At 54.6% G+C, this 20424-nt stretch carries 18 protein-coding genes, 3 tRNA genes and 1 other RNA gene; 1 reads left to right on the top strand and 21 read right to left on the bottom strand.

Going from position 1 to position 20424, the window contains the following annotated elements:
• Nucleotides 1-44: 44 nt before the first annotated feature.
• From QGH30_00740 to dnaK, 19 genes are all read right to left on the bottom strand, one after another.
• A complete protein-coding gene (locus tag QGH30_00740) occupies nt 45-1733 on the bottom strand; it encodes an AAA family ATPase (protein MDP7020869.1) in 1689 nt (562 codons plus the stop codon).
• 3 nt (nt 1734-1736) lie between these two features.
• Nucleotides 1737-2612, bottom strand: a complete 876-nt coding sequence (locus QGH30_00735) for an NAD(+)/NADH kinase (GenBank protein MDP7020868.1) — start codon at nt 2610-2612, stop codon at nt 1737-1739.
• Complete coding sequence (gene dxs, locus QGH30_00730) at nt 2609-4522, bottom strand: 1-deoxy-D-xylulose-5-phosphate synthase (protein ID MDP7020867.1); 1914 nt, start codon at nt 4520-4522, stop codon at nt 2609-2611. Before dxs ends, QGH30_00735 begins: the two co-directional genes overlap by 4 nt.
• Before the next feature lie 22 nt (nt 4523-4544).
• Nucleotides 4545-4973: a divergent PAP2 family protein gene (locus QGH30_00725; GenBank protein MDP7020866.1), complete on the bottom strand. Its 429-nt coding sequence runs from the start codon at nt 4971-4973 to the stop codon at nt 4545-4547.
• The gene (locus QGH30_00720) at nt 4973-5851 is read right to left on the bottom strand and encodes a polyprenyl synthetase family protein (protein ID MDP7020865.1); all 879 of its coding nucleotides are present in this window, start codon (nt 5849-5851) and stop codon (nt 4973-4975) included. The genes QGH30_00725 and QGH30_00720 overlap by 1 nt, the downstream gene beginning before the upstream one ends.
• Nucleotides 5844-6728: a bifunctional methylenetetrahydrofolate dehydrogenase/methenyltetrahydrofolate cyclohydrolase FolD gene (folD, locus tag QGH30_00715; GenBank protein MDP7020864.1), complete on the bottom strand. Its 885-nt coding sequence runs from the start codon at nt 6726-6728 to the stop codon at nt 5844-5846. The genes QGH30_00720 and folD overlap by 8 nt, the downstream gene beginning before the upstream one ends.
• Nucleotides 6725-7507: a TIGR00282 family metallophosphoesterase gene (locus QGH30_00710; GenBank protein MDP7020863.1), complete on the bottom strand. Its 783-nt coding sequence runs from the start codon at nt 7505-7507 to the stop codon at nt 6725-6727. Before QGH30_00710 ends, folD begins: the two co-directional genes overlap by 4 nt.
• A gap of 66 nt (nt 7508-7573) precedes the next feature.
• Nucleotides 7574-7747: non-coding RNA, 6S RNA (gene ssrS / locus QGH30_00705), on the bottom strand.
• Nucleotides 7748-7789: 42 nt separating this feature from the next.
• Nucleotides 7790-8086 (bottom strand): cell division protein ZapA, encoded by a 297-nt coding sequence (locus QGH30_00700; protein MDP7020862.1) that lies wholly within the window; start codon nt 8084-8086, stop codon nt 7790-7792.
• Between the two features lie 7 nt (nt 8087-8093).
• Nucleotides 8094-8348 (bottom strand): cell division protein ZapB, encoded by a 255-nt coding sequence (locus QGH30_00695; GenBank protein MDP7020861.1) that lies wholly within the window; start codon nt 8346-8348, stop codon nt 8094-8096.
• Nucleotides 8349-8366: 18 nt separating this feature from the next.
• Nucleotides 8367-10772 carry a phenylalanine--tRNA ligase subunit beta gene (gene pheT / locus QGH30_00690; protein ID MDP7020860.1) on the bottom strand — a complete coding sequence of 802 codons (2406 nt, stop codon included), beginning with the start codon at nt 10770-10772 and terminating at the stop codon, nt 8367-8369.
• Between the two features lie 7 nt (nt 10773-10779).
• Nucleotides 10780-11793 carry a phenylalanine--tRNA ligase subunit alpha gene (gene pheS / locus QGH30_00685; protein MDP7020859.1) on the bottom strand — a complete coding sequence of 338 codons (1014 nt, stop codon included), beginning with the start codon at nt 11791-11793 and terminating at the stop codon, nt 10780-10782.
• A gap of 8 nt (nt 11794-11801) precedes the next feature.
• Complete coding sequence (gene rplT, locus QGH30_00680; GenBank protein MDP7020858.1) at nt 11802-12167, bottom strand: 50S ribosomal protein L20; 366 nt, start codon at nt 12165-12167, stop codon at nt 11802-11804.
• Between the two features lie 25 nt (nt 12168-12192).
• Complete coding sequence (gene rpmI / locus QGH30_00675) at nt 12193-12390, bottom strand: 50S ribosomal protein L35 (GenBank protein MDP7020857.1); 198 nt, start codon at nt 12388-12390, stop codon at nt 12193-12195.
• A gap of 17 nt (nt 12391-12407) precedes the next feature.
• Nucleotides 12408-13055: a translation initiation factor IF-3 gene (gene infC, locus QGH30_00670; protein MDP7020856.1), complete on the bottom strand. Its 648-nt coding sequence runs from the start codon at nt 13053-13055 to the stop codon at nt 12408-12410.
• A gap of 130 nt (nt 13056-13185) precedes the next feature.
• Nucleotides 13186-15111: a threonine--tRNA ligase gene (thrS, locus tag QGH30_00665; protein MDP7020855.1), complete on the bottom strand. Its 1926-nt coding sequence runs from the start codon at nt 15109-15111 to the stop codon at nt 13186-13188.
• A gap of 90 nt (nt 15112-15201) precedes the next feature.
• Nucleotides 15202-15275 (bottom strand) — tRNA-Val (locus QGH30_00660).
• Nucleotides 15276-15322: 47 nt separating this feature from the next.
• Nucleotides 15323-16405: an AAA family ATPase gene (locus QGH30_00655; protein ID MDP7020854.1), complete on the bottom strand. Its 1083-nt coding sequence runs from the start codon at nt 16403-16405 to the stop codon at nt 15323-15325.
• A 243-nt stretch (nt 16406-16648) separates the two neighbouring features.
• Nucleotides 16649-18565: a molecular chaperone DnaK gene (gene dnaK, locus QGH30_00650; protein ID MDP7020853.1), complete on the bottom strand. Its 1917-nt coding sequence runs from the start codon at nt 18563-18565 to the stop codon at nt 16649-16651.
• Nucleotides 18566-18840: 275 nt separating this feature from the next.
• Here dnaK and QGH30_00645 point away from each other — a divergent pair, with 275 nt between their 5' ends.
• The gene (locus QGH30_00645) at nt 18841-20190 is read left to right on the top strand and encodes a hypothetical protein (protein ID MDP7020852.1); all 1350 of its coding nucleotides are present in this window, start codon (nt 18841-18843) and stop codon (nt 20188-20190) included.
• A 52-nt stretch (nt 20191-20242) separates the two neighbouring features.
• On the opposite strand, the gene QGH30_00640 is transcribed toward QGH30_00645, so the two are convergent.
• A tRNA-Leu gene (locus QGH30_00640) sits at nt 20243-20325 on the bottom strand.
• Between the two features lie 11 nt (nt 20326-20336).
• Nucleotides 20337-20409 (bottom strand) — tRNA-Cys (locus tag QGH30_00635).
• Between the last annotated feature and the right edge of the window lie 15 nt (nt 20410-20424).

Raw genomic sequence — 20424 nt, 5'->3', positions numbered from 1 at the left:
GGAAGGAACTTAGGTCAAGAAGGGGGGATTTTCCAGAGAAATAACTAGGAATGACTCTCCAGGAGGCTCCGGGCATGATCCCGGATTTCTCTCTCTCCCTGCCCTCCGAGCATCCTCTCGATTTCAGCCAATCGGGAGTCTTCCTCCAGGGGCAAGACCTCCACTCTGGCTCCGGAACTCCCTCTCTCCTTGCGAACCTGGAACTGCTGATCCGCAATCACCGCAAGAGCAGCCTGATGCGTAACGAGGAGGATCTGATGACTCCTTGCCGCCGACTTCAATTGGCGGGCAAGGGCGGGAGCAAGGTCGGCCCCAAGGCCAGCATCCACTTCATCCAGAAGAAGGGAAGCGGAATCGGAACTCGTTGATGGCAAGAGCCTCCAGGCAAGTGCCATGCGAGACAACTCTCCCCCACTCGGGACGTCCCGAAGCCTGCCTTCCGGCAGTTCCGGATTCGGCTGAACCATTACCTGAACCTCATCCATCCCATCAGAAGAATACTGATAGTGCCTGTTATTTCTGGAGATAGGGCTCTGGACGCACTCCTGTTGGTCCACCTGAATACGAAGAGAAGCACTTTCCATTCCCAGTTCCCTCATCGCGGCCTGCCAGTTCTCCGAAAGAGAAAGGGATGCCTCCCTGCGCGAATCCGAGAGGAGAAAGGCCGATTCGCTCAAGGCGAGGGAGGCCTCGCGGATCGAGGAGTCCAGATCCCTGAGAGTTGCCTGCTGGAGAGGAAGATTCTCGAGCCTGTTCTCCTGTTCCGATGTCCAGGCAATGAGATCCTCCAGAGATTTCCCGTGTTTTCTTTCCAGAGAATGCAGTATTCCCAGCCGCTCCTGAATCCTTCTACTGTCCAGGGCCTCGGACTTCAGAGTGTCCGACTGCTGGTTGAGGGACAAAGAGAGTTCGTCGATCTGCTCAAACAAGGATTGGAAATGCGGGATCTCCTTCAGGGTACCCAAATCAGAAAGCTTGCCAAGTGAGCGGTCCAGAGCCAGCAGTTTTCTGCGCAGCCCCTCTTCCCCTTCCAGATTATTCAGGGAGGAAAGGAGAAGTTCCTGGACTTTTCCGGCATTGCGAAGAGTCTTCTCCTTCTGTTCGAGATCTTCAATTTCGTCAGGAAGAGCTTGAGCCGCCTGAATCTCATCCAACTGAAACCGCAGGTACTCTTCCTCCTTCCGAAGCGTTGCAATTTCTGTTTGAAGAACTTTCTGTTCCTCCACAAGAGAGTCCAGCGTTTCAAGGGAGTTCCGATAAGATGCAAGAAGCTCGTGATTTCCAGCCCACTCATCGAGAAGTCTCTTTTGCTCTCGGGCATCACAGAGTTTCAACTGTGCATGCTGGTCCTGTATCTGGAAAAGGTGAGGCCTGAGAGCTCGCAAGGTAGCCACGCTAACCGGTCTCGCATTGACAAAGGCGCGGCCCCGGGAAGTGGGCAGGATTTCGCGGGAAAGGCTGATCTCCTCTTCGCCTTCCTCAATGACACCCAATTCATGAAAAGTACTCGAGGCTTCCGGCGATAGCTGGAAAAGGGCTGAGACCTTGCATGGCTTGTCAAAGGGACCGATCCAGTCCTTACGGGCTTTCTCACCACCCAGAATAGCAAGAGAAGCCAGAAGCACACTCTTGCCAGATCCTGTGCTACCACTCAGGACATTGAGACCCGGAGAGAGCGCCAACTCCGTGTCCTCCACAAGAAGGAGATTCTGGATCCTCAAATGAGAGATCAAGACTCAGGCCTCCCCGGTTCTTCCCCAGGCAAGTTTCTCACGGAGAAGCGTGTAGAACCGATAACCACTGGGAAGAAGAATGGGAAGGAAGTCACTGCTCTTGGCGATTCTGATGCGGTCTCCCGTTTCCAGGGCAAAACTCTCCTGCCCGTCAATCGCAAGCATGGCCTTGCCGCTTCTTTCGCCCAGTTCCACAGTGAGTTCCAGATTGCCTGGCAACACCACAGGACGAAGCGACAGGGCGTGGGGACAAATGGGAGTCGCAATCAAAGCATCCATGGAGGGATCAAGAATGGGCCCACCAGCTGACATGGAATAAGCGGTGGAACCAGTAGGCGTGGAGACAATGAGGCCATCTGCCCGGTATCGCCCCAAGAACTGTGTTCCCGCAGAGATGATGAACTCCACGAGGCGATCGCCGGGAGTCATATGAATGACGGCATCATTCAGAGCCATTTCTGAAGCGATGGCCTGGTCGCCTCTTTCCAGAGATGCACTCAGTAGCATTCGGGATTCTGTCTCGTAGTTCCCATCAAGAATCCCCGAAAGAGCTGTTTCCATTTCCGACAATTTCAGAACGGTCAGGAAGCCAAGTCCGCCCAGATTGATGCCCAAGAGGGGAATCCGTTTTCCATTGATGGCACGGGAAGCTCTCAGAAAGGTGCCGTCTCCCCCGAAGACCAGGATCAACTGGCAGTCCTCGGGAACCTGGCCGCTGTCCCAAGCGCCAGTGCCCTCTCCCAGCAAGCTTGAGACCTGACTCTCCAGATAGATCTCACAATCCCTCTCGCGCAGGAGGTCCAGTGCGCGCACCACCGCCATCTTTACTCCGGGGATTCCTGTACTGGCGAAAATCCCCAGCTTACTTATCTCATTCATGACTTCCCCCCGACACCGGTTTCCATAAAACGCGGATTCTTTTCGAGAGCTTTCTCAATGCTGGAAGCAATTCCTGAAGCGTCAAGGCCGGCTTCTGCCAGAATCTCTTTTCTCGTTCCCTGGGGGCTGAAGCCGTGAGGGAGGGAGAGAAGAAGGTGAGATGGCGCATCCATGTCGGCTTCCCGGAAACAGGCAAGAACCCCTTCACCAAAGCCTCCGCGCGAACTGTTTTCCTCCACAGTAACCAACAGATCCGCTTTCGAAGCCTCCTCAAGGAGTCGAGTACGATCCAGAGGTTCCGCAAATCGTGCGTCCACAACGAGTGGGTCAAATCCCCGGGATTCCAGACAGGAGGCAGCCTCCAAAGCCGGCCTCACCATCGAACCAATAGCCCAGAGATGGATTTTACTGCCCTCCCGGAGAGTCCGGGATTTCCCGATTTCCAAAGGAGAGAGCTGTTCCGGAATGTCGATTCCAAGACCGCGATCTCGGGGGTATCGAATTGCCAGGGGTGACTTCCTGTAATGCTGTGCAGTCTTCATCATACGATGAAGTTCCAGTTCATCAGAAGGAGCCATGATGACCATACCGGGAATCATCCTCAGATAACTGAGGTCCAGAACCCCGTGATGAGTAGGACCATCCTCCCCCACAATGCCCGCTCGGTCGAGGGCGAATATGACCGGAAGACCCTGCAGGGCGACATCGTGATAGATCATGTCAAAAGCCCGCTGCAGGAAAGTTGAATAGATGGCTACCACCGGGCGCAAGCCGTCGGCAGCAAGGCCTGCCGCAAAAGTCACCGCATGCGGCTCTGCGATTCCCACATCAAAAAACCGCTCCGGGAAGGCTTCGGCAAAACGGTCCGTTCCCGTTCCCGCAGGCATGGCGGCACTGATGCAGGTGACCGTAGAATCCTCGTGTCCCATTTGAAGAAGGGCTTCGCCAAACACTTCCGTATAACTGGGAGCAGAAGGGGAAGCTCCCAGACTGCTTCCGGTTTCCGGGTCAAAGGGCGCAAAGCCGTGATACTTGGCGGGGTTCTCTTCGGCAAGATCGTAGCCCTTGCCCTTGTTCGTCAGGACATGGAGAATCACCGGATGCTGGATTTCCCGCAACTGTCGCATGGTTCGCACCAGGAGGGAAAGATCATGGCCATCGAGAGGTCCGTAGTATTTAAAACCGAAATCCTCAAAGAAATTCCCCGGGAAGATCAGGTGCTTCAGCCCTTGCTTCGCACGACTGGCCAGCGTTCTCAGCAGTCTTCCGATCTTCGGAATGCGCCCGAGAGCTCTCCAGGTGCCGCCCTCAAGATTCAGAAAGCTGCGGGTGGAAGTAAGGCGAGTGAGTACCCGAGTTATGGCTCCGACATTTGGGGAGATGGACATCTCATTGTCATTGAGAATTACGAGGAGCTTGCTTCCATGTGCCTGAGTGTTGTTGATCGCCTCATACACAAGACCTCCCGTCGCGGCTCCGTCTCCGAGAAGCGCAATGTTCATTCGATCCCTGCCCTGAAGTCTTGCGGAAGCTGAAAAGCCAAGAGCGGCACTCAGGGCTGTGCAGGCGTGGCCTGCTCCAAAATGGTCATAGGGGCTTTCCGAGCGCTTCAGAAAACCACTAAGACCGTCCCTTGTCCGAATTGTCGAAAAGGACTCTCGCCTGCCCGTCATGAGCTTGTGGGCGTAGGCCTGATGGCCTGTGTCCCAAACCATACGAGTGCTTTCACTGGGAAACACATAATGAGCGGCCACAGCGATATCCACTGCGCCAAGGCTCGCAGCCAGATGCCCTCCATTATGGGCGCAAACTCGAATGATCTCCTGACGGATTTCACCAGCAAGCAATTCCAACTGCTCAAGACTCAGCGCAGCGACATCATGAGGTGATTGTATGGTTTCCAGAATCATTCCATTCCTCTTACTTAGCTTATCAAGTGCCCAGACCCAGAGCAAGGCAGCATTCTTCCAGAGCCAGTGAGATTCCTGCCCCCAGAATGGCTGCCAGCCAGCTCCTGAGCGGACTTTGCCCGAGGACGATCAGCCTACGCCACTCCCCCTTCGAGAGAGTGAGAATCCGGTTAAGGGTTTCTGCCTGTTTCCCTGCAGCCCGTTTCACACCGGAGTTGTCATACAGGATAATGACCGTGATGATTGCGGCAAGTGTGAAAGCCGGAGTTCCAAGTCCGGGATCCTGGGCAAGCTGTCCACAGAGGGCACCGGAGAGCAGGGCATGGAAATTCGGAAAACTCTCAAAGTCCCCCAGACGACCCAGCCTGAAGCGACCCTGTCCAGAAAGCCGTGAAAAGCCCTTCATGGTTTGAGCAAGAAGGCCCGTTGCAATGACAGGAAAGATTAACATCAGAAATCCCGGTCCACCATAAGACGAGCCAATTCCCGAAGGGGCGCTGCCTCTATTGAGTCAGGGATCATGTCCAGACCCTTCTGGTGAAAACCCTGTGCGGCCTCCCGGGCACGGTCGAGACCCAGAACCTTGACATAAGTCAGCTTCCCCTGTTCTGCATCTTTGCCCGGAGTCTTCCCCAGGATTCCGGCATCAGCACTCTTGTCCAGGCAATCGTCCACGGCCTGAAATGCCAGACCCAATGCCTCTCCAGCACTCTCCAACTGATGCAGGAGATCTGCCTTGACTCCTGCAAGGGAAGCCCCCAGAGAGAAGCAAAAACGGATCATCGCCGCAGTCTTCCGCCCATGGATCCAGGGAAGAAGTTCCTCTTCGGGAAACGAAGGAATCGGCTCCATGTCTGCAGCCTGCCCTCCCACCAGTTCTGTCATTCCGGCCATACGGGAAAAGCGATTGATGATCTCCAGGGACGAAGTCTTGTCCAGACTGGCATGAGAAAGAGCTCTCGTGAGAGACTCAAAAGCGAGTGCCTGCAATGCGTCGCCAGCAAGAATCGCCATGGCCTCTCCGAACTGCCGATGACAACTTGCCTGCCCCCTTCGATAATCGTCGTTATCAATCGCCGGCAAATCATCATGGATGAGCGAATAACTGTGGAGGCATTCCACGGCTGCTGCTGCCGGCAACAGCGATTCACCGGGATCCTCCCCGAGAAGGGAAACGGCCTGAACCAGTCGGGGGCGAAGTCTTTTACCGGGAGAAAGGAGCGAATAGGTCATCGCTGCGTGAAGGGTCGGGTGAGACATGGAGACGGGTCCAAGAAGTCCGGAAAGGTAGTTTTCAAAGTCTGCAAGAAATGCGGTGTGCTCACTCATGAGGCCGGCTCCTGCCTGTCTGCCTGAGCCAGGCCTCATAGGTGTTCCTCATCAGCTGGGCAATGGTCATGGGGCCGACGCCCCCGGGAACCGGGGTCATTGCCGAAACATGGCCGTCCATTCCCTCTGGGTTGCAATCACCGACCAGCCGGTAGCCGCTCTTCTTGCGAGGATCTTCCATCCGGTTAATTCCCACATCCAGAATCACAGCACCCTTTTTGACCATCTCCTTGTCAAGAAAATGAGCCTTGCCGATGGCCGCCACAAGGATATCCGCCCTGCGAGTAATCTCTGCAAGATTCTTACTTCGACTGTGACAAATCGTAACGGTTGCATCGCCAAAGCTGTGCTTTTCAAGAAACAGAAGAGCCGCAGGTTTTCCGACAATAAGGCTCCGCCCAAGAATGACAACTTCCTTGCCTCGGGTTTCAATTCCCTCGCTCCTGAGAAGCTCCACGATTCCCGCAGGGGTACAGGGGCGGGGAGCTTCTTCAGAACTCAGGAGGCGACCAAGATTATGAGGATGGAAACCATCAACATCCTTCTCGGGATCCAGAGCGCTCATCGCTTCTGAATCACTGAGGCCAGTAGGCAATGGCAGTTGCAGAAGGATGCCATGAACCAGAGAATCCTGGCTAAGCTCTCTGAGATTTCGATTCAGTTCACCTTGAGAGCAGTCATCAGGGAGGTGAAGATGTCTTGACCGAATCCCCGTTTTCGAACAGGCAGCAATCTTGTTTCGAATGTAAACCGAACTGGCCGGATCTTCTCCCACCTGCACCACCGCCAGGCCGGGCTTCTCTTCTTCGTTCTCCAGTGCGGAGGCTATGTCTGCAAGAATTCTGTCTCGAAGTGCCTTGCCATCCAGGAGTATCATGGCGAGTCCTCCAGGGGGAGATCCACGGTTTCAATGGAAAGGGCTTTCGCGCTGGAGAGATCGATGTCCAGGAGGACGCCCTGAAGGCGAAGACCGCCCTTGGCCACCTCAAATCGGTGAGGGGTTTGAAGAAGGAAGCGTGGAAGAACGCTTTCTTCCTTCATTCCGATCACACTGTCATGAGGCCCGGTCATCCCGGCATCACAGAGAAAAGCGGTCCCTCGCTGAAGGATACGGGCATCGGAGGTTTGAACATGGGTATGAGTGCCGATGACAGCACTCACACGACCATCAAGATAGCGGGCCAAGGCGACCTTTTCACTACTGGCCTCTGCGTGAATATCGACAAAGACGGGGCCTTCCAGCTTGGCGAGAACCTTGTCAGCAAGCCGAAAGGGGCAAGAAAGTGCTTGCATAAATACCCGACCCTGAAGATTCAGAATGTGAAAGAACTGGCCGTCAGCTAGTGGCAGGGAATGGAGGCCGCTACCAGGATTATCCTCCGGGTAGTTATGAGGGCGAAGGACCCGATCATCCTCGTCCAGAAGGGCCACCCCTTCTTTCTGATCCCAACTGTGGTTTCCACCCGTCAGGACTTGAGCCCCGGCATCAAAGATCTCTCTGGCGACGGACCGCGTGAGTCCACCACCACCAGCAGCATTCTCGGCATTGGCAATCACGAGATCCGGCTTCCGCTGATCAATGAGAAGGGGAAGGAAATGGCGCAATACCTTACGGCCCGGAGACCCCATGATATCCGCAAGGAAGAGGACTCTCATTCTTCACCTGCACCTTTGCTTCGGGCAGAAAAGCGACGAAGGGTCGTGGAGAGTTCCTGGACAGAAAAATTCCCCACTCTTGGCCGTGTGAGAGAATAGACTTGGGCCTTCTAACAAAGTGGATGATCTCACGCAAAGCTCGGGAATCTCGAGAGCTCCCTTTCCTTTCCGGTATTTGATCTTCCAAGGCCGATGTGTTGGCTCAAATACTTACTTCCCACACGAACCAGGTAGGGAATTAAACCAAGTATACCAGCTTCCTTATCAGGGAGCAAGTGAATGTCACTCTTCCAGGCCTTCAAAGAGTTTGAGGAGTCTGCCGGTGTCTTCCGGGTTTGCCACGACCCCGTCTTCCTCGACTCCGCTACTGCGAAACATCTCGTCAGCGATGTTGAAGGCCGCAAGAATCGCGATCCGAGTCGGGGAAATATGATGCCCGCCTTTTGCAATGGAACGCATCGTCTGATCCACGTAATCGGCAATCCCCTGGATGTATTTTTCATCCGCATCGCCTCGCACCCGATACTGGTTTCCATAGATCGTGACCTTGACAGCGCGCGCGGTATCTTCCTGGCTCATCGCTCTCCTAGAGGTTCAATTCGTCCAGTTTCCCCAGAAGGGAATCTACCTTGTTCCTGAGCTTATTCACATCGAGATCAGAACCCTTACTGACAGGTTGCTTCCCCATCCGGGCCACGGTCTTCGTCAGGGCGGCCTTTTCCTTCTCCAGAACCTTCATGCGTTTCTGAAGTTCGCTGTTTTCCGATTTCAGGTCAGCGATCTTGTCGATGGCACGGGTGATCTTGTCTTCGAGCAATTGGAAACTCGTCGTCTCTGCCACGATTCACCTCTTGAGCAATCAGGATCTCAGGTCTACACCCAGTGTGTCTTTCAGCGTCTTCAGAATCTTCCGGATCTGGCGATCCACTTTCTCATCCTGAAGCGTTCCATCCTTCGAGCGGAACCTCAAACGAACGGCGCAACTTCTTGTACCTTCAGGGATGCCACGGCCAGAGTATACGTCAAAGAGGTAGAGGTTTTCCAAGCTTTTTCCCCCTTTTTCCTTAATCACCTTCTCGACGGCTTCCCAGCGTAGAGACTCCGGGAGAATCAGTGCCAGATCCCTGCGAAGTGGCGGATACGAGGGAATCTCCTGATGAGCAGGATGTGAATGTTCCTCCTCCAGAATCTTCTCCAGAGAGAGGTCCATCCAGTAGATCGTCAATTTCTGCTTGAGATCCGAGAGAAGGGAAGCCCGAAGCAGTCCCCCCTCTCCAAGCCTGGCACCTTCTGAACCGATAATCCGGAAACCCTGCCCGGGCGCAAAGAAGCTCTCCCCGCTCTCGTATTCCACACTGACAGGAACTCCCAGGGAACGGAAGAGAGAGAGGGTGATCCCGAGCAGATCGCTGGAGTCAAAGGCCTTACTCTTTTCGCTCCAGTGTTCGGGAGCGCGAAGTCCCGTGGCAAGAAGGGAAAGGTGTTCCGGCTCCTCCGGCAACTTCTCTTCCCCGGCGAGATAGACTCGAGACAGTTGATAGAGTCGTAACTGGTCTTCATCCCGATGAACATTGAGTTTCAGAACATCGAGCATTCCGGGAAGAAGACTGCTGCGCATCTTCTCATTGAAACTGACCAGAGGATTTCGGAGAGTGACCAAAGAGCGTCGAGGATCCTCTGCGGGAAGTTTCATCTGGTCCAGGCTTCGCTCATCCATGAAACTGCTGGTCATCAATTCCGTGAAAGAGAGCCCGGTCATGGCTCTGTGGATCCTGTCCCGAAGCTTCTCTCTCTTGCTCTTCGAGGAATGCATCTGGTTGCTTTGCAGATTTTCCTCAGGAAGAGATCCGTATCCGTATAGCCGGGCAACTTCTTCAATCAGGTCGATTTCCTCCAAAAGGTCTCTCCTGAAAGAAGGAACCTTTACTCTCAAATCGTCTCCCTCCACTTCTGAAGGAATCTGAAAACGCAGAAGAAGGTTGGCAAGTTTCCCGCAATCCAGATCCAGGCCCAGAAGAGTCTTCACCCGGGATCGACGAAGGAGGATGACCTTCTCTTCCGGTTTCTCTGGTTTGAGATCCGTAACCGCTCTCGACAGACGCCCCCCTGCGATGTCCAGAATCAGGCGACTGGCGCGGGAACTGGCAAAGTCTGTCATCTCGAAGTCAGCCTGCCGCTCGAAACGATAGGAGGAATCCGTGCTCATGTCATGATGCTTGCGGGTAGCACGAATACGGGACGCATTGAAGCAAGCGCTCTCAAGAACCAGGTCCTCACTCGACTCAGATACTCCGGAGTTCAGGCAACCCATCACCCCTGCGAGGGCTACGGCAGAAGTTCCGTCTGTAATCAGAAGATCTTCAGGGCGGAGTTGAATGTTCTCCTCCTCCAGCGTGACGGCCTTTTCCCCCTTCTTCGCGAAACGCACCTTAATGCAGTCTCCCTCCAGATTCTTCCTGTCAAAAGCATGTAGAGGGTGACCCGTCTCATGAAGGACATAGTTCGTGATATCCACCACATTGTTGATGGGGCGAAGGCCGATAGCCTGCAGGCGTTCCCGCATCCATTCCGGGCTTTCTGCGATGGTGACTCCCGAGATCGTTCTGGCAATGTAGCGGGGACAAGCCTGAGCAGCTGCGATCTCTACGGGGAAGGGAGTACTGTCTTCCAGCAAATCCTCGGGGATCTCTCTCTCAGGAATACGCAGCTCTCTTTCATAGAGAGCTGCGACTTCGCGTGCCACGCCAAGATGGCCAAGCTGGTCGGGCCGGTTCGGTGTTACATCGATGTCCAGAATCCAGTCCTCGCACCCGAAGATATCCGACAGAGGGGTGCCTGCCGCAGGACCGGCCTCCATTTCCAGAATCCCTTCATGTTCCAGACCTAGCGCCATTTCCTGGCTCGAACAGATCATTCCCTCCGACTTCACTCCCCGCAACTTTGTCTTCTTGATGCGACTTCCGTCCGGAAGATGACGCCCAGGCAGGATCACGGAAACGGTCAGACCCTCCCGGACATTCGGTGCGCCGCAGACAATCTGTTTGCTTTCCTCCTCCCCCACGTCGACAGAGCAAACAGTCAGCTTGTCCGCATCCGGGTGGCGGTCGCAGGAGAGAACCTTTCCGACACATAATTCCGAGAGAGGATTACCCCGATGAGTAAGGGATTCCACATTAAGGCCCAGCATGGTGAGATCTTCGGCGAGTTTCTCGGGAGATTCGGGGATGTCCACGTAGTCGCGCAGCCAGTTCATACTGATAAGCATGCGTCTCCTAAAACTGGGAAAGAAAGCGGATGTCGTTCTCCAGGAAGAGGCGAATGTCACGGATTCCATGACGCAACATGGCCAATCGCTCTATTCCCATGCCGAAGGCAAAACCAGTGTAACGTTCAGGGTCGTAGCCGGAAGCAGTCAGGACATTCGGGTGAACCATTCCGGCTCCCATGATTTCAATCCAGCCGGAATCACCACAGACGCGGCATCCGGAACCGTGGCACGCGAAACAGGTCATGTCCGCCTCTGCACTGGGCTCCGTGAAGGGGAAGAAGTGAGGGCGGAACCTCATCTCTGTATCCGGTCCAAAAAACTCCCGGGCAAAACGGGTAAGAGAGGTAATTAAATCCCCCATCGAAACGCCTTCATCCACATAGAGTCCCTCCAACTGGTGAAACTCCGCTGCATGGGTGGCATCGATAGCTTCATTGCGAAATACGCGTCCGGGGATCACGATCCTCACAGGCGGATCCTGCTCCTCCATGGTTCTTACCTGCACCGGGCTTGTATGAGTCCGGAGAAGAACTTCGTCATCCACGAAAAAGGTGTCCTGAAGGTCTCGTGCAGGATGGTCATCCGGGAAATTGAGGGCCTGGAAATTGTAGTAGTCCAGTTCCACTTCCGGCCCCTCAGCCACCGAGAAGCCCATTCCGCGGAAGATGTCAATGATCTCCTCCATCGTGGAGGAAAGAACATGGCGCCTACCAATCCAGGGCTCGCGGGCAGGCATACTTGGATCGAATCCAGGGGGGACTTCTTCTTCTGCGGCGCGGTGAATCTCGCCCTTCCGCTGCTTCAGAGCGGATTCAACCTGAGAACGAAAATCGTTAATCGCCTTGCCGGCGGCAGGGCGTTCTTCGGAAGGCAGGGATCCCAGACGGGAAAAGAGGCCCTGCAAGAGCCCCTTTTTCCCGAGGTAGGAGATTCGGAATTCCTCCAGAGACTCTTCGTCCCTGATGGTCTCCAGATCTTCTGGAAGGTGTTCCTTCAGGCGGAGAATATCCTGTTCCACGAGGTCTCCTAGCTTGCTTTGGACAACTCCGTCTGGATCTTCTCTGTGAGTTTCGCAAAGGCGGGAGCGTCGTTGACCGCCATTTCCGCCAACTGCTTCCGGTCGATTTCGATGTTGAGTTTCTTCAGGCCATCGATGAAACGACTGTAACTGATTCCATTCAGATTCGCGGCCGCATTGATGCGAACAATCCAGAGACGACGGAACTCGCGCTTACGGGCTCTGCGATCACGGTATGCGTAGGCTCCGGCGCGATTGACGGCTTCGGTGCCAAGGCGAACACTGCTTTTTCTCTTTCCGTAGTAGCCCTTTGCCCGGGAGAGAATCCTCTTCCTGCGAGCTCGCGAGGCAACGTTGTTAATCGAGCGGGACATGAAATACCTCGTTCCTGCTAAAAGCTTAAGCTTCGAGAATCATCTTCCGAATACGGTCGGCATCACCGGAAGAAGCCAGAGTGGCTTCACGCAATCCGCGCTTCCGCTTCGTCGATTTCTTGGTAAGGATGTGGGATCCGAAGGCCTTATGACGGCGGACTTTCCCACTCCCGGTCGTTCTGAAACGCTTCATCGCGCCACGACGACTTTTCATCTTGGGCATTCTGTCTTCCTCCTGTGCTATTCCTGATCGCTGGATTCGGGACTCTGTTCCCCGACTTCCGGGGACTTCGCCTTCACGAGTTCACCAGAATCATCCTTGGTCGCTTTCCGCCCACCCTCGGCTTCCGGGATCGGTCCGAGGATCATCACCACGTTCCGACCTTCCTGCTTGGGCGGGTGTTCTACAATTGCAAGGTCCTTGAGGTCATCAAGGATCCTCTCCATCGTCTTCATTCCGAATTCCATATGAGAGAGTTCTCTCCCCCTGAAACGAAGAACGACCTTCACCTTGTCACGATGGCCCAGAAAACGCAGAATATTCCGAACCTTGAAACGATAATCGTGCTCATCGGTCTTCGGGCGAAACTGAACTTCCTTCAAAGCTGCCTGATGAAGCTTTTGCTTCTGACGGGCCAGCTTGGCTTTCTTGCTCTGTTCGTACTTGTACTTCCCGTACTCCATGATTCTGCAGACGGGAGGACGAGCATTCGGTGAGACCTCCACAAGATCCAATCCACGGCTTCGGGCCATGTCGAGGGCCACTGAGGTTGCAATCACCCCAAGCTGGTTTCCCTCTTCATCCACAAGACGAACCTCCGAGATTCGTATTCTGGTATTCACCCTCAGTTCCTGATTGTCCTTCTTTCCGGGTCTGATGTGAGCCACCTCCTGGCATGAAAAAAAGGGGAGTAAAGACAAACTCCCCCTCTCGGGTAATTCTGACACTGGGGAGCTCGTGAAACGGCTTCCAGGTGAGAGGGGTCCTCTGCTTTCCCTAATTCAATTGTGATTCAATCTAGGCTTTCTCGCGGATCTCGTCAAGGGCTCTTGCCGTGAAGTCCTGAAGGCTGAAGCTGCCCAGATCTCCCTCCTTCTTACTTCGAACCGTGAGATTGCCTTCTTCCATTTCCCGGGAACCCAGGATGAGCATGTAGGGAATCTTCTGAAGTTCCGCCATTCGAATCTTGTAGCCGAGCTTCTCATCACGGGTGTCCAGTTCCGCCCGGATTCCCGCAGCCAGAAGAGCGTCGGTCACCTGTTTACCGTAATCCAGGAAATGCTCACTAAGAGGGAGGATCTTGGCCTGAACGGGAGCCATCCATAGCGGGAACTCTCCGCCGTAGTGTTCCGTCAATATCGCAATAAAGCGTTCAAGCGATCCGAGCAGGGCACGATGGATGATGTAGGGAGAGTGGTGCTGGCCGTCCTCTCCCACATACTGGACATTGAATCTGCGGGGCAGATTGAAGTCGAACTGGATGGTGGTAGTCTGCCAGGAGCGGCCGAGAGCATCGCGCAACTTCATGTCGATCTTCGGACCGTAGAAGACAGCCTCCCCTTCCATGCGGGTCACCTCAAGACCAACTTCCTCAGTGGCCTGAAGGAGTGATGCTTCCGCAGCTTCCCATTCCTCGTCCGTGCCGATGTACTTTTCCTTGTTCCCGGAATCTCGCACACTCAGTTCTGCGCGAAACTCCTCGAAGCCAAAAGCTCTCTGAAGGTCTCGGGAAAATCTGATCAATTCGCTTACTTCACTCAGCAGATCTTCCGGGCGGCAGAAAATGTGGGCATCATCCTGAGTGAAACCGCGCACTCGCATCAGTCCGTGCAAGGTTCCACTTCTCTCATAGCGATATACGGTGCCCAACTCGGCAAGACGAAGCGGAAGATCGCGGTAGCTCTTCAGGTCATTCTGGAAAACCAGAATGTGGCCCGGGCAATTCATCGGTTTGAGAACGTAGGTCTGTTCATCCTGCTCAAAGGTGTACATGTTCTCGGCATAGAAATCGAGGTGACCACTGGTTCGCCAGAGGTCTCCCTTAAAAATGTGCGGGGTCATGACCATCTGGTAGCCTCGGGAGCGGTGTTCCTCTTTCCAGAAGTTCTCGATTTGCTCCCGAAGAACGGTTCCCTTGGGGAACCAGAAGGGAAGTCCACCTCCCGCTTCTTCCACGATGCCGTAAAGCCCCAGTTGAGGACCAAGGCGGCGGTGGTCTCTCCGCTCTGCTTCTTCCAGTCGCTTCAAGTGTTCCTCGAGGTCACTGGCCTTAAACCAACAGGTGCCGTAGATCCTCTGAAGCTGTTCCCTTGACTCGTCCCCCTTCCAGTAGGCGCCTGCAATACTCTGCAAACGGAAGGCCTTCAGTAAAGAAGTGTCGGGAATGTGCGGACCTTCACAGAGGTCGGTGAAGGAACCGATCTCATAGAAGGAGATCTCCGCGTCTTCGGGAAGATCCGAAACGTGTTCGACCTTGAATGGCTGATTGTCGCCCTGAAAGAACTCACGGGCTTCCTCTCGAGAACGAAGTGACTTGACGAAGGGAATCTTCTGTTTCGCAAGGGCCTTCATCCGTTTTTCAATTTCGCCGAGGTCATCCGGCACCAGGGTGCGATCAAGAAGGATGTCGTAGTAGAAGCCGTTTTCTACATCGGGCCCGAAAGCGAATTGAACGCCGGGATAGAGTTCCTGAATCGCACAGGCCATGAGGTGGGCGGCACTGTGGCGTAATACGGCGAGGCTCTCTTCGTTCCTGTTCGTAAGAACCCGGAACTCACCCCCTTCCCTGATCATGGAATGGCGATCCAGAATCCTGCCATCCAGACTGATGGCGACGGCCTGCCTCAAGAGACCCTCACTGATCGATGCAATCGCCTCATCAACAGGGAGAGGAGCTTCCTTCTCAAGAACGCTTCCATCGGGAAGCCGGAGTTCAATCTGCATCACGAATTCCTCTTCTTCACAGGGATGCGATGAATCTACCCATTTCGGGAAAGAATGCACCATAAAAAAAGGCCGGGATTCCCGGCCGGGTGGGCGATACTGGACTTGAACCAGTGACCTCTTGCGTGTCGAGCAAGCGCTCTAGCCAACTGAGCTAATCGCCCTGATGTGAATGGATATAGACAAGAGAAGGGCGCTTGTCAAGACGGGATCAGGAAGGAGCCTGCACGGACTCCCCCACAACCCGAAGTTCGGGAGAGCTTTCCTTGTGGAACTCCACCATTCCATCCTTCTTGCGAATGTTCAGAAGGAGGTGGTCGCCGTAGCGAACCTGTCCAGTGGAAACCAGATTCGCCATGGGATAGACGAGAAAGCGCTCAATGGCCCTCTTCAGATGGCGGGCTCCATAGCGTTGGTCGTAGCCCTCTTCAATGAGGAGATCCTTGACCCGTGCACTGACGTCAAAGGAGAACTTGACATCACCAGCCGCTTGCATGATCCGTCTCCGCAGTGAATCAAGTTCGATGTCCAGGATTCTGCGGACATGGTCTTCCGTCAGATTCCTGAACACTACCGTATTGTCAATCCGGTTGAGAAACTCAGGGCTGAACTTCCTGCGAGCTGCTTCCATCACCGTTGTGTAGACACGCTGGTCCAACTGTTCCGGTGAGCCGCCACGATAGGTCTCGGTGAAACCGATCCCCCCTTCAATCATCTTCTCGATATTCCCGGCGCCAATGTTCCCGGTCATGAAGATCACCGTGCGCGTCATGTCCACTTCCGTATTATCACCGAGCGTCAGTCTTCCCTTGTCGAGGATTCCCAACAAAAGACTCCAAAGTGTGTCAGAAGCCTTTTCAATTTCATCAAAGAGCAGAAAGGTGAGGTCGAGCTCCGGAGTGCGGTAACGCTCCAGGTTGCCTTGAGAAAAATAGGGAGTGGTTTCCCGATGACCAAGATATCCGGGAGGGGAGCCAATCAGGCGGCTGATCTCATGACTGTGGGCATACTCCGCACAGTCAATCTTCAGAACAGCATTGGAAGTGCCGAACAGGATCTCACTGGCCGCTTCAATGATTCGTGTCTTTCCACTACCGGTAGGACCCAGAAAGAGAAAGTTGCCAATGGGCCTGTCCGGGGGATAGAGCCCTGCAAGGTAGACCTGATACAGTCTGGCAATTCTCGAGATCGCCCGATCCTGCCCTACGATTCTCTCCTTGAGCTTGCGCTCAAAGCGCTCCGCTGCCAGAGACTTCTTCCCGGGGTCAAGAGACTTTTTCTGGGCGCGGGCCATCCGGTTCCTCCTTGCAACGCATCCTGCCTCAGGGTTTGCAAGGATATTGCCAAAGGGCAGAGAGGGCTGCCACGCTCCACGAAACCACTTCATGATACGTGCGTATTGCCTTGATAATGCAAGACCTACAGAACGGACACAAAGAAATGCCCGGAGCCAGGCTCCGGGCGCTAAACCTATGGCATTGTTGAGAATCCAGCCAATGTGAGAAAGATATTCCTCCTGCCAGGGAGGGAATCCTCGCTATTTCTCGTCCACTACCTCGAAGTCGGCGTCCACGGCCTCTCCCTCGCCAGTGCTTGCCTCCTCCCTGGAAGAAGGAGGAGCCTCCGCAGACTCTTCCTCCGTCGAGGCTTCCTTACTGGCTTCCTCATAGAGTTTTTGGGAGAAGGCATGGAGTTCCTTGTTCAAGGCTTCGCTTGCCTGATCAATTGCCTCCTTATCCTCTCCCGCTGCTGCTGATTTCAAGTCGGAGACCAGGCCTTCCATCGTTGCCTTCATGGACTCATCCACCTTGTCCTTGTTCTCCTCCAGCTGCTTCTCTGTCTGATAGGCAAGGGCTTCCGCGTTGTTTTTCGCATCGATGAGTTCCCTCTTGGCCCGATCTTCATCGGCATGGCTTTCCGCATCCTGAACCATGCGATCGATTTCAGAATCATCAATCCCGCTGGAAGCCTGAATCTTGATGCTCTGCTCCTTGCCGGTCGCCTTGTCCTTGGCACTGACGGAGAGGATGCCATTTGCATCAATGTCAAAGGTCACCTCAATCTGGGGAATGCCGCGAGGAGCCGCAGGAATCCCGGCCAACTGAAAGCGGCCAATCGACTTGTTGTCCGAGGCCATCTCCCGCTCACCCTGAAGGACATGGATGTCCACCGTGTCCTGGTTGTCCGCGGCCGTGGAGAAGATCTGGCTCTTGCGTCCGGGAATCGTCGTATTCCGGTCAATCAGGCGGGTCATCACGCTGCCGAGCGTTTCGATCCCGAGACTGAGAGGAGTAACATCGAGCAGGATGACATCCTTCACGTCTCCCGCCAGAATTCCTCCCTGGATTGCGGCACCCAGAGAGACCACCTCATCCGGATTTACATTGCGACTGGGTTCCTTGCCGAAGATTTCCTTGACCTTGTTCTGAATCGCAGGGATTCGGGTAGATCCTCCCACCAGAACAACCTCATCGATATCGGAGGGGCTGACGCCGGCATCCTTGATAGCCTGCTTGCAGGGATTCTGGGTGCGAAGGACAAGGTCAGAAACCAGGCTCTCAAACTGCGCGCGACTCAAACTCACATTCAGGTGCTTGGGTCCTGTGGCATCCGCCGTGACAAAGGGGAGATTGATGTCTGTCTGGGTTCGGGTGGAGAGTTCCCTCTTTGCCTGCTCAGCGGCCTCCTTCAGTCGCTGAAGTGCCATGGGGTCAGCGGAAAGATCAATGCCCTCCTGCTTGCGGAACTCCTCATTCAGCCATTCAATCAGAACCTGATCAAAGTCATCGCCGCCGAGGTGGGTATCGCCATTCGTGGACTTGACTTCAAAGACGCCATCTCCGAGTTCCAGAATTGAGATGTCAAAGGTTCCCCCTCCAAGGTCGAAGACCGCAATTGTACGATCTCCCACTTTTTCAAGACCGTAGGCGAGGCTCGCTGCGGTAGGCTCGTTGATGATTCGCTTTACATCGAGTCCTGCGATCTTGCCCGCATCCTTGGTCGCCTGACGCTGTCGGTCATTGAAGTAGGCAGGGACCGTGATCACCGCTTCCGTCACCGTTTCTCCCAAGTACTCTTCCGCGGTTTCTTTCAGGCGGCGTAAAATCTGGGCACTGATTTCCGGAGGACTGGTCTCTTCGCCTTCCAGCTTGATCTGGACGTCCCCGTTTGTGCCCTTGAGGACCTCATAGGGAACTTCCTTGATTTCCTGGGCAACTTCGCTGTACTTCCGGCCCATAAAGCGCTTCACCGAGTAGACGGTATTCGTGGGGTTCGTGACAGCCTGACGCTTTGCCAACTGTCCCACAAGGCGATCTCCCTCAGCACTCATGGCGACAACACTTGGCGTAGTACGATTCCCCTCACTGTTCGGGATGATCTTGGGCTCTCCACCCTCAATCACCGAGACGCAGGAGTTGGTGGTTCCCAAGTCAATTCCAATGATCTTAGCCATCTGATTTTCTCCTTGGATTCAGTTCCTTCGTTCCATTAGAAGATTCATGCCAGACTTCCGGAAATAGCGAGGGCTTCTAAGGCACTGGTTTATCGTCAGTTACAGAGCCAGCCCTGCGCAGCCCCAGAGGAGGCTCCCTAGAGCACTGCCAATGTGTCATGATACTGCCAAAGTAAGCTGCGAGCTTGGCGGAAGCTGTCATGAAGAGGCAAGCCTCCGTGGAAAGCCGTTGCCAGCCTTCCCGGGCGCGGCTACATTGCGAGAGGAGGTGGGCCTTGAGATTCCCCTACTGGACCCCCGGACTCTTGGGAGTCCGCTGGGTGGATCATTTCAGAAAAACCGACTCTCTGGAGCTCTGGCCGGAGTTGATGGAGAGTCAATGGAAGAGCCCCGCAGAGCTGCGACAGGACCAATGGTCAGCGTTTCTGAAATTGCTCTCCCATGCCACCGCCCAAGTCCCCTACTACAGACGGATCTTTCGGGAGAGAGGACTCCATCTGCGGGATTTCCAGTCGCCAGAAGACCTTCACCGCCTACCCATCCTCACCAAGGAGATCATTCGAGAGGAAGGCAAGGGCATGCTTGCGGAGAACTTCCCTGACTGGCAGGCACGGCCCAAAGCCACCAGTGGCTCCACGGGAGTCTCCCTTCATTTTTTTCTGGATCGACTCAGCCACGGGCACCAATGGGCCTCCATCTGGCGGGCCTGGTCACTTGCCGGGTTTCGCCCGGGTGATCGCTGGGCCATGCTATCCGGTGGAGCCCTGGTTCCCGGCCGTTCAAACTTCCGTCAGAGAGGCTATACTTGGCTTAACGGCGCCATTCAACTTCCCTCCTATCGCCTGAACGATCTTGAGTTTTCCCGCTTTCACTCGATCCTGCAGAATAATCCCCTCTCTCTTCTTTACGCGTACCCCAGCAATCTTCGACTCTTCGCCCGCTGGCTACAGGAGAGGGGGCACAAGCTTCCCCTGAAGGCCTGCATTACGACCAGTGAGCTCCTTCTTCCTCAGTGGAGGAAAGAGATAGAGGAGGGAAGCGGAGTCCCCGTCTTTGACACCTACGGAAGCAATGATGGCGGCCTGATTGCCTTTGAATGTGAAGAGAAACAGGGTCACCACCTGAACATGGAAGGGAACCTTCTGGAGGTTCTCGATTCTGATGAGCAGGCCTCGCCTGAGGGAGAGACAGGCAAGGTAGTGTCGACCAACCTGCTGAACTTTGCCATGCCCTTCATCCGCTATGAACTCGGCGACCGGGCAAGTTTGAATCAAAGTCCCTGCGCTTGCGGGCGCGGACTGGACCGTGTGGCTTCCGTAGAAGGGAGAATGAGGGATTTTATCCAGACACCCGAAGGAGCTTACCTTCACGGCACCCTCTTCAATCAACTTCTTCTGCCCATTGACTGGATTGAGATCTATCAGGTTGTTCAGAAAGAGCGAGAGCGACTGACACTGCGACTCGTGACCTCCAGAAAACCCAGTGGTATGGAGGAAGCCCAACTGATCGAATCCATTCAGAATAGTCTGGATTCCAGCATCCGAATTGAAATTGAGAGGGTCGAGGAAATCAAGAGAAGCAGCGCAGGCAAGTACCGAATGGTACTCTCTCATCTTGATGACTAGCAAAAGGAAATGCCCGCTTCCGCAGGCACTTCATTCAGGATTCTAGTATAAGTGCCGGAGGTCAGACTTGAACTGACACGGCCAAAGGCCAGGGGATTTTAAGTCCCCTGCGTCTACCAGTTCCGCCACTCCGGCAGAAAATAGGGAGGCGGCACCCGGATTCGAACCGGGGATAACGATTTTGCAGACCGTCGCCTTAAGCCCCTTGGCTATGCCGCCTCGAATCCATTCGCC

This window comes from Candidatus Krumholzibacteriia bacterium, assembly GCA_030748535.1.
Lineage (GTDB): Bacteria > Krumholzibacteriota > Krumholzibacteriia > JACNKJ01 > JACNKJ01 > JASMLU01.
This window is presented reverse-complemented; position numbering and strand designations above follow the sequence as displayed.

Excerpts from the sequence above, each read along its gene's own strand:
- QGH30_00735 (MDP7020868.1), bottom strand. The coding sequence starts at position 2,612 with ATGAATGAGATAAGTAAGCTGGGGATTTTCGCCAGTACAGGAATCCCC.
- dxs (MDP7020867.1), bottom strand. The coding sequence starts at position 4,522 with ATGATTCTGGAAACCATACAATCACCTCATGATGTCGCTGCGCTGAGT.
- QGH30_00725 (MDP7020866.1), bottom strand. The coding sequence starts at position 4,973 with ATGTTAATCTTTCCTGTCATTGCAACGGGCCTTCTTGCTCAAACCATG.
- QGH30_00720 (MDP7020865.1), bottom strand. The coding sequence starts at position 5,851 with ATGAGTGAGCACACCGCATTTCTTGCAGACTTTGAAAACTACCTTTCC.
- folD (MDP7020864.1), bottom strand. The coding sequence starts at position 6,728 with ATGATACTCCTGGATGGCAAGGCACTTCGAGACAGAATTCTTGCAGAC.
- QGH30_00710 (MDP7020863.1), bottom strand. The coding sequence starts at position 7,507 with ATGAGAGTCCTCTTCCTTGCGGATATCATGGGGTCTCCGGGCCGTAAG.
- QGH30_00700 (MDP7020862.1), bottom strand. The coding sequence starts at position 8,086 with ATGAGCCAGGAAGATACCGCGCGCGCTGTCAAGGTCACGATCTATGGA.
- pheT (MDP7020860.1), bottom strand. The coding sequence starts at position 10,772 with ATGCTTATCAGTATGAACTGGCTGCGCGACTACGTGGACATCCCCGAA.
- rplT (MDP7020858.1), bottom strand. The coding sequence starts at position 12,167 with ATGTCCCGCTCGATTAACAACGTTGCCTCGCGAGCTCGCAGGAAGAGG.
- rpmI (MDP7020857.1), bottom strand. The coding sequence starts at position 12,390 with ATGCCCAAGATGAAAAGTCGTCGTGGCGCGATGAAGCGTTTCAGAACG.
- thrS (MDP7020855.1), bottom strand. The coding sequence starts at position 15,111 with ATGCAGATTGAACTCCGGCTTCCCGATGGAAGCGTTCTTGAGAAGGAA.
- QGH30_00655 (MDP7020854.1), bottom strand. The coding sequence starts at position 16,405 with ATGGCCCGCGCCCAGAAAAAGTCTCTTGACCCCGGGAAGAAGTCTCTG.
- dnaK (MDP7020853.1), bottom strand. The coding sequence starts at position 18,565 with ATGGCTAAGATCATTGGAATTGACTTGGGAACCACCAACTCCTGCGTC.